The following is an 8,960-nucleotide window of genomic DNA, read 5'->3' as shown; positions in this document are numbered from 1 at the left end:
CCCTTATTCAGGACGAGTCATAATTGGTGGCAACGTTGTTGTATATGGTTTGTTGCGTGTTTCAAGCACCTAAGTTAGCAAATAATTACCGACCAAGAAAATCCGCTAGGATTTTGGCAAGTAGGCTAGAACTAGCAATAAATTATATACGGTGTTGGTAGCAGTACATATTTATTCTTTTATGAATTTAATATTATATTTTTTATCATTGATATATATGTTTAAGATATAAATTCCAGATTGAAATGACTCAACGTTTACTTTAGACAAATGTTGAGAAGTTTCAAAAACTATTTTGCCCAAAACATTAGTTATAATTATTTTTTCAATATTAATTCCATTTGAAATATTAATATAATCATTCGTTGGATTTGGAAAAACTGAAATGCTTTTATGTTGTACGTTATTTAGGCCTAGAGATGTGCAATTTACTTGAGTAAGATTTGTTTTATCTGTGGTAGTTCCATCACCTAGTTGACCACTAATATTATTACCAGAAGTCCATAAATTACCATCAGTATTTACAGCTAAAGTAAATAAATCTCCACAAGCAATTGTTTGCCAATTTGCCAAATTATTTATTTGAGTAGGTGGATATGTATGAGTATTTGTTCCGTGTGCTAATTGTCCATAAGAACCGCTTCCCCAAGACCATAAAGTGTTATTCAATTTGAGTGCTATTGCGTGATATTGACCTGTTTTAATTGATTTCCAGTCATTATCTGTTCCAATTTGTGTCGGAATATATAAGTAATCAACTCCGTTATTTACAAAAAAAGCAGGATTGTTCCAACCCCAAGCCCATAATGTTCCATTTGATTTTATTGCTAACGAATGGTAGTCTTCGGCATCAATACTTTGCCAATCCGAACTTAATCCAATTTGAATTGGTAAAAGACTATCTGTAGAGTTGCCATTTCCTAATTGCCCTGCAAAATTTGAACCCCAAGCCCATAATGTTCCATTTGATTTTAATGCAATACTATGGGCATAACCAGCACCAATTGATCGCCAATTTGAATCATTATCAACTTGGTATGGAATATTGCCGTTAATAGTGTTTCCGTTTCCAAGTTGTCCAGAGTTATTTCTACCCCAAGCCCATAATTGACCATTAGAATTTATTGCAAGACTATGATGGTCTCCTGCAATAATAGTTGACCAATTTGATGAATTTCCAATTTGTATAGGAATTAATCTATTTATATTTGTTCCATCACCTAATTGACCATAATAATTACTTCCCCAACTCCATAAAGTTCCATTTGATTTTATTGCTAAATTATGATAATCGCCAGCTGCTAACTTTATCCAATCATTATCCATCCCGATTTGAACTGGAAGTGATTTGTTAATTGTTGAGTCATCACCTATTTGACCTGCGAAATTTCCACCCCAAGCCCATAAAGTTCCATCAGATTTAATGGCAATAGTATGATAATGTCCAGCAGAAATTGATTGCCAACATTGAGCATACATTGAATGACTTGCAATTAAAAAAATAAAGTAATATTAAGTTTTTCTTCATTGATATATTCTTTTCAAACTCATTCGTTATTTTTTCACGAGCAGCATTGCTACCGTTTATGAATAAGGATAGTTGCGGGTTTGTGTGCGAGGAATTTCCGAAGGAAATTCAGACATAACAAAAGTTCAACGACCTTTGGTTAAGCCTAAAATAGCAATTATTTTAATACTGTGTTGTACGTAGTGTTTTATAATCCATTAAATACTTTGTCAACCGCATCACTTATAATTTTTTCTTGACTTATCATATTTATATAAGTTTTATCCGATTTCAATTTCAATGTTTTTTCTATATTCGAAAAAGTCCAATCGTAAGTACCGTTAAAAATTTTATTTGTTAATTTCGATTCAGAGTTTGAGTGATTAGAGTTGATTTTTAGTTTTCCTTTCTCAAAAGTGAATTCTGTTTTTAAATGCTCTGATTCAAATCCAGGAAGGGTTATAGTTGAGTCAGACACCTTAAAAGTTATACTTTCAGAATTTTCATATCCAGCATAAATAATTCGGATTGTTTGATTCAGAGTTTTTGGATATACACTTTCGCTATCGTAAGTCATTTCAGTTATTATCCAATTTCCGTCAAGTTCAATTTGGTTATTTGAATCACAATACAAAAAAGTCAAAAACATTAATAAAAGAAGGAAGTTTCTCATTTTGTTCACATTACGTACAACGTTGTTGTGTATGGTTAGTTGCGTGGTTAAGCAACTAATTTAGTAAACTTTTACGAACCCGTGAATATTCCGCAGGAATATTCGCAAGTAGAGAAGAACATAGCAATTAATTATACACGGTGTTGTGTGTAGGCTTTTATTCCAGTCTGATATAATATTGATGTATTTCTCCGACATCTTCACTGAATAATTGGGTTACTAGTTCCGATTCGGTTAATGAGATTATTTTACAATTAGCTTCTCCTAAATCGTCAGTTCCTAATTCCTTTTTCCAGTATTCATTGTCGATGTCAAAATGGATTATTTTATCTCCTTTTTCAGATAGTTTCCACTTTCCAGTTTCATTCCAGACGCACTGTTTTGATATGTATTTACCATTTGATATATATTGAATTGTATCTCGGCAACTTAATCCTGCGTATTCTTTTCCGTCTAAGGTTCGGTCAATTTTATTCACCCACTTACCGACAATTATTTTATTCCAATCAGTATTTAGTGAATCCTTTTGTCCAAATACGACATTCGCAAAAATGGTCAAAACGAATGCAATTCCGATTTTTATTTTAAAGTTCATAATTTTCTTCAGCTTACACACAACTCGTTATATAAATCAAAACACATTCCATATCTCATCCTATTTTCCCGATATCAGTAGTTTATATGTTTTGTTCGGTTTTAAAATTACCTAAAATTAATTAATCTTATATACGTAAAGTCACGTATTTTTATTTCATAAAAAATAAACAGTATCAGTAATTCAATGGCGCTAATAAACTTAGGCTCTTTAAGTTTATAAAAAACTTAATAATAACACTGTTTTAACATATTAGTAGGTTTAAATCGCGCTTAAAATTCAGTATTTTTATGGCCATATTCAAAACAATAAACATGAAGAAAATTTCCCTTACAATTATTGCCTTTATTATTTCATTTTCGTCCGTAATGGCGAATGAAGGTATGTGGTTTCTAATGCATATAGAGCGTTTAAATCATCGCGACATGCAAAAAATGGGTTTACAATTAACTCCCGAAGAAATCTACAGTGTTAACAACCAAAGTTTAAAAGATGCTATTGTGCAATTCAATGGTGGCTGTACAGCTAGTATCGTTTCAGATAGTGGATTGGTCTTAACAAATCACCATTGTGGTTATGATGCTATTGCAGAATTATCTACAGCAGAACAAAACCATTTAAAAAATGGCTATTGGGCAGGTTCTTTGGCAGAAGAAATGAAGCCAGAAAGTTTATATGTTCGCTTTTTTGTAAGAATGGACGACGTGTCTAAACGTATGTTAGCGCAAGTTAATGATAGCATGAGCGAAAAAGAACGTAGCGCAGCACTTAACAAAGAAATTGCTAAAATAGAACAAGAAAATAGCGAAGGTGGTAAATACACCGTTTCTGTGCGTTCGTTTTACCAAGGTAATGAGTTTTATTACTTTGTTTACGAAGATTATAAAGATGTACGTTTGGTAGGAACACCTCCAGAAAATGTAGGTAAGTTTGGTGGAGACACGGATAACTGGGAATGGCCAAGACATACTGGTGATTTTTCATTATTCAGAGTTTATGCTGATGCCGAAGGAAATCCTGCAGACTATTCTACAGACAATGTACCCTTAAAAGCAAAATACCATTTACCTGTTAATATTGATGGCGTAGAGGAAAACGACTTCGCCATGATCTTAGGCTATCCTGGTCGTACTAACCGTTGGATGCCAGCGCAAGGAGTAGAGCAAAATGTAAAATTCGCTTATCCTGCTTGGGTTGAAGGCTCAAAATTAAGCATGGACGTGATGAAGAAATACATGGATGCAGACGAATCTGTAAACCTTATGTACGCTTCTGGTTATGCAGGTATTGCTAACTATTGGAAAAATAGAGCAGGAATGATTGATGCTTTAACGCAGCACAAAACCGTAGAGAAAAAGAGCAAAACGGAAGCTAAGTTTAACAAATGGGCCAATAAGAAAGCTAACAAAGCGATGTACGGAGATGTGATCTCAAATATCAATACCTATTATAGCTTAACAAACGAAAAAGCAAAACAAACGAATTACTTATTAGGCATTTTACGTTCTAGTAAATTTGCAGTTTTACCTTATAGAGTAGGATCGGCTTTAAAGCAGTATGTTGGTGCTAATGAAGCAGAACGTGCAAACCTTTTACCAAGATTAGAAGCGTTTATAGAGAGTTCTTATGAAGATTACCACTTGCCTTTAGAGAAAGAAATTTTAGCGAAACAATTAGGATTGTTGGCTTCAAAATCTAATTATTCTTTACCAGAATTGGTAGCTGAATTAGGACAAAAAAATGACAATGATTTTACAGCCTACACCAATGCTATTTTTGATTTAAGTTTATTTTCTTCTAAAGAAGGAGCTTTAGCCTTTTTACAATACCCTGATGAAGCCATTTTAGAGAATGACCCAATGTTTAAATTATCTAATCAATTATTAGATAAGTATAGAGAAAGTCCGGAAGCATTAGAGCAGCCAGAAAATGATTTTGAAGCGTCTTTCCGATTATTAGTAAAAGGGTTGCGCGAATCTGGATTAAGTGATATTCAATATCCTGATGCGAATTCTACCTTAAGATTATCTTACGGAAAAGTGAGAGCGTTACCAGCAGATAAAAGAAATGATGCTAAAGTGAACAATTATACTACATTTAAAGGCATGATTAAAAAGTACAAGCCAAATGATAGTGAGTTTGATTTAGACCAAAGCATGTTAGATATCTACGAAAAGAAAGATTACGGTCGTTATGCTAATGAGCGTGGTGAATTGTCTGTAAACTTCTTAACCGATAATGATATTACAGGTGGAAATTCTGGTTCACCAGTAGTAAATGGAAAAGGAGAATTAATTGGTTTAGCGTTTGATGGTAACATTGAAGCGATGGCTGGTGATGTTATCTTTGATAAAGATTTACAACGTACCATTAACGTGGATATTAGATATGTACTTTGGTTAATTGATAAGTACTCTAATGCCAAACATATTGTTGATGAGTTAACGATTATTACCACTAAGTAATACAAGAAACCATAAATAATAAAAAAGCGACCTGAAATTCAGGTCGCTTTTTTTGTGGTAAATTTTAGTCAACTATATTGAGGCTTGTTTTTGTATTTAAAAAGAGCCTTCGTGTTATTAAAACAAAGACTCTATTTCTTAATGCTGAAGATTAAATATTTTCAACGGTTAAAATTTCTAGTTTTCTTTCCCCATCCTTAAAAGGCCAATTGATAATATCGCCTACTTGTCTACCAATTGTGGCAACAGCAACATCACATAAAATAGATAGTTTTCCTTTTTTATTGTTTGTTTTAGTGGTCGCCACAAACGTATATTCTTTTTCTTTGTTTTCCGTATAATCTTTAATTTTTACACGTCTATTTACCGTAACAACATCATTTGGCAAGTCGCGTCTAAGGACCTGTTTGGCGTCCTTTAATTCTAGAAGTAATAGTTCTTCTTCTTGTTTAGTTACCTTTTTTCTTCGAACATGATCTTTAATCATATCGTATATTCCGGTTGTTAAAATTACATTTTTTGACATACTATTTTTTTTTGAACTTCCGTCTTAAAACTATGTCGTTGTGACTCAGTCATTCAAAATAGTGTGCCATATATTGAGCTCCTGTTTTTGAGTGCTAACGTCGTGTTAAGAAGAAAATAAGATTAAAATTTGAGAATAATAAATTGTAGCCCTGTTTTGAGTCGTAACAGGGATTAATTAATGAATTCTTTAGAATTTTTCAAAAAAATATCGTCATGCAAATAAGATAATGACGGCGCGATCCCTAAAGTATCTTTTTCAATGTATAGAAAGTGAAATGCAGTCATTTGTATTAAAATTAACGATTTACAAAGCTAATGATTATATTCAATACTTACAATTTTAAAGCTGCTTAGGTAAATTAAAAAGCAAGTCTTTAAAAGATTTAATAGAAGGTGTCATGTTTTTAAAATCGAACGATTTTTATAGATTACTGATAACTCGTTATCTAAATATAATACATCGTGTCATCACACCATATATCGGGATAAGATTTCTTGTGTAAAAACGATTTAAAAATTCAGATTGCTTTGTTTTGTAGTCTGTTTTTAGTGAATGGTGCTGAGGTTTCTTTTAATCATTTTTGCTTTTTTTAATTCTAGTATGTTCTACCAATAAATGTCAAAGTGTTAATGTCTCATTAGTTACGGAATTTAAGCACCTAATTTAATACATAAAAACCGAATATAAAATTCGTGTATTATGGTTTTAAACAAGGCAGAGCAAACAATGGCTTTTAGCTATTGTTCGCTCTGCTTATTCTTATATATCTCTATTTTTGGTAGTCCTGTTTAATTTTTAAGAAACTTAAACGTACTATAAGACTCTATATTTATAAAATAGGTTCCTTTAATTAAGTTGCTAATATCAACACGATTTTGATTTTTAGATTGTCCTTTGATCACGACTTTACCAGTGATGTCGAAAATAGAATATTCAAACTCCTCTGACATACCGTTGACTTGAATAAAGTCCGCTGATGGATTAGGATACACTTTAATTTGTTGTGTAGGTTCTTCAATATTAACTATACTCAGAGTTTCATTTCTTGCTTGGATATTATCGGTATCCAATGTAGCGCCAATAGGATCTCCATCCCAACTAGGTGTGTCATTATGAAGAATACGGAATCCTTTAACGTTATCGAAAGTACTATTGTAACCAAGGCCAGAGGTCGTAATATTAGTTAATGAGTTTTCATCAATAGGAAATACAATGGTTTGCCATCCTTGCCCTGGGATAACTGCAATAGGGTTGGTAGAACTCCATCTTCGACTAGACGAAAATCCTTCAAAAGCCAATCTTAATATAATTATAGATGAACCAGAATTTCTAACATCCATAGAAATATAAGTCACACCAGCAGCATTATAATCCCCTTGCCATTGTGCATTATTGAATGTTACTAATTTAGAATCTGCGCCGTTTCCACCATTTGATTCTACTCTTAAAAAGTTATCATCTACGCCATCAGGACCATCAGTTAAAATGTTTTGATTTGGTAATGTTGAATTATCTCCTTTTGTCCAATTTTCAGTAGTAACACCTTCAAAATTATCAATTAGATTTAAAGCTATTTTAGGTTCACCTAGGTCAGCTAAACCCATATCATCATTTCTGGCCTCAATATTATCGATATCTAATATAGCCTCAATAGGATCTCCGTCCCAACTTGGTACGTCATTGTGAAGAATACGAAACCCTCTAACATCATCGAAAGTACTATTGTACCCAAGACCAGAAGTCGTAATATTGGTTAGTGAATTTTCATCAATTGGAAATACAATGGTTTGCCAACCTTGTCCTGGTATAACAGCAATGGGATTGGTAGAACTATATCGTCGACTAGTCGAAAATCCTTCAAAAGCTAATCGTAATAAAATGATTTCTGACCCCGAATTTCTAACATCCATAGAAATATAAGTCACTCCAGCAGCATTGCAATCCCCTAGCCATTGTGCATTATTGAATGTTACTAATTTAGAATCTGCCCCGATTCCACCATTTGATTGTACTCTTAGAAAGTTATCATCTACGCCATCAGGACCATCAGTTAAAATGTTTTGATTTGGTAATACTGAATTATCTCCTTTTGTCCAGTTCTTAGTCGTGTAATCTTCAAAATTATCGGTTTGATTAAGCGTTATTTGAGATAAAGCAAAGAATGGTAAGAGTAATAGAATAATACCTGTAGAGATTTTCATTTTTTGTAGGTTTTTATGATTGATAGATTTGGTTATGGTATGCATCGCCTGCTCATTGCGCTCGGGCGTTGCGAGATTAAGCACGAAAGTTAGTAAATATAACCCTAATAGAAAATCCATTAGGGTTTTCGTAAGTGGCCTAGGACAATCTATAAATCAGAAAATGAGAAACTTATTCTTTATGTGCAGTCTTAATGCTTGTAAACAAAACAAGGCTTGCCGATATCTTTACAGGCGAATCGTAGCTAAAGGAAAGCGCAAAGAATTAGCATTAATTGCAGTGTGTAATAAACTACTAAAACAGGCCTTTGCAATAGTTAAAACAGGATTAATATATGAAGAAAATTATAAAAGTACTTTAATTAAAAATTAATGCGTTTTTACTTGTTTGTTGCCACAGTACTTTGTTGTAAGCAGTTTTTATTTCATAATTTCTTTAATTATTCGACCTAAAGCTCCTTTCGTGCCGTCTGTCACAGTTTTATCGGCGGATGGAAAATCCCAATAGGAATTTCCCATATGAGTGTTATGTTTTGTGTGCAATAATAAATTTCCATTCGCATCATAATATTGCATTTCCACTTCCGTGTCTTCACTAACTCCAATAGGAATAAACATACTGCTATACTTTACGTTCAAAAACTTTAATTGAGTAAATATCATTCCGTCTAATTGATTGTCAGCACAAAGGTTTTTAATTTCATCTACTTTTACGCTTTCAAATCCGTCAAAATTTTCTACAAATATTTTATCAGACTTTATGTTTTGAGTAGCAAGTTGGTTTGTCATTGTGCTGTCATATATTTTTGCACTTTCTTTTACTATTTTGTCCATAATATCCTCGTTCGCAACTTGACTAAATCCGATTTTAGTCGGCTTATTGAAATTTGTTTCCGTTCTGTAAAGTGTTTTAGTTCCCATTGCACCACAACTTGTTAGTGTGATTGTTAAAATCAGTAAAACGAATTTTGATGTGTTTCTCATAGTTTC

General features: G+C 32.8%; 7 protein-coding genes and 1 pseudogene. 2 read left to right on the top strand and 6 right to left on the bottom strand.

Annotated elements, in window-relative coordinates; genetic code table 11:
- Nucleotides 1-171: 171 nt before the first annotated feature.
- The 3 genes from ADIWIN_RS00370 to ADIWIN_RS00360 form a co-directional block, all read right to left on the bottom strand.
- A complete protein-coding gene (locus ADIWIN_RS00370) occupies nt 172-1,479 on the bottom strand; it encodes an RCC1 domain-containing protein (protein ID WP_020897381.1) in 1,308 nt (435 codons plus the stop codon).
- A 236-nt stretch (nt 1,480-1,715) separates the two neighbouring features.
- Nucleotides 1,716-2,180, bottom strand: a complete 465-nt coding sequence (locus ADIWIN_RS00365) for a hypothetical protein (RefSeq protein WP_020897380.1) — start codon at nt 2,178-2,180, stop codon at nt 1,716-1,718.
- A gap of 157 nt (nt 2,181-2,337) precedes the next feature.
- Nucleotides 2,338-2,739, bottom strand: coding sequence for a hypothetical protein (locus ADIWIN_RS00360; RefSeq protein WP_152487183.1), 402 nt, complete (start codon nt 2,737-2,739; stop codon nt 2,338-2,340).
- A gap of 350 nt (nt 2,740-3,089) precedes the next feature.
- Here ADIWIN_RS00360 and ADIWIN_RS00355 point away from each other — a divergent pair, with 350 nt between their 5' ends.
- Nucleotides 3,090-5,240 carry a S46 family peptidase gene (locus ADIWIN_RS00355; protein ID WP_040756071.1) on the top strand — a complete coding sequence of 717 codons (2,151 nt, stop codon included), beginning with the start codon at nt 3,090-3,092 and terminating at the stop codon, nt 5,238-5,240.
- A 151-nt stretch (nt 5,241-5,391) separates the two neighbouring features.
- On the opposite strand, the gene ADIWIN_RS00350 is transcribed toward ADIWIN_RS00355, so the two are convergent.
- Both ADIWIN_RS00350 and ADIWIN_RS00345 read right to left on the bottom strand, forming a co-directional pair.
- Complete coding sequence (locus tag ADIWIN_RS00350) at nt 5,392-5,766, bottom strand: GreA/GreB family elongation factor (protein ID WP_020897378.1); 375 nt, start codon at nt 5,764-5,766, stop codon at nt 5,392-5,394.
- Nucleotides 5,767-6,557: 791 nt separating this feature from the next.
- A complete protein-coding gene (locus tag ADIWIN_RS00345) occupies nt 6,558-7,970 on the bottom strand; it encodes a T9SS type A sorting domain-containing protein (RefSeq protein ID WP_020897377.1) in 1,413 nt (470 codons plus the stop codon).
- 154 nt (nt 7,971-8,124) lie between these two features.
- Between ADIWIN_RS00345 and ADIWIN_RS21010 the strand changes: the two are divergent.
- Nucleotides 8,125-8,343 (top strand): annotated as a pseudogene (locus ADIWIN_RS21010) (IS110 family transposase); the annotation flags it as partial.
- A 47-nt stretch (nt 8,344-8,390) separates the two neighbouring features.
- Here the strand turns inward: ADIWIN_RS21010 and ADIWIN_RS00335 are convergent.
- Nucleotides 8,391-8,960, bottom strand: a 570-nt coding sequence (locus tag ADIWIN_RS00335) for a hypothetical protein (protein ID WP_040756066.1), incomplete at its 5' end; no start/stop codon positions are given.

The organism is Winogradskyella psychrotolerans RS-3 (genome assembly GCF_000427335.1).
GTDB classification, from domain to species: Bacteria; Bacteroidota; Bacteroidia; order Flavobacteriales; family Flavobacteriaceae; genus Winogradskyella; species Winogradskyella psychrotolerans.
Note: the sequence above shows the minus strand (reverse complement) of the source record. Positions and strands in the feature narration are given on the sequence as shown.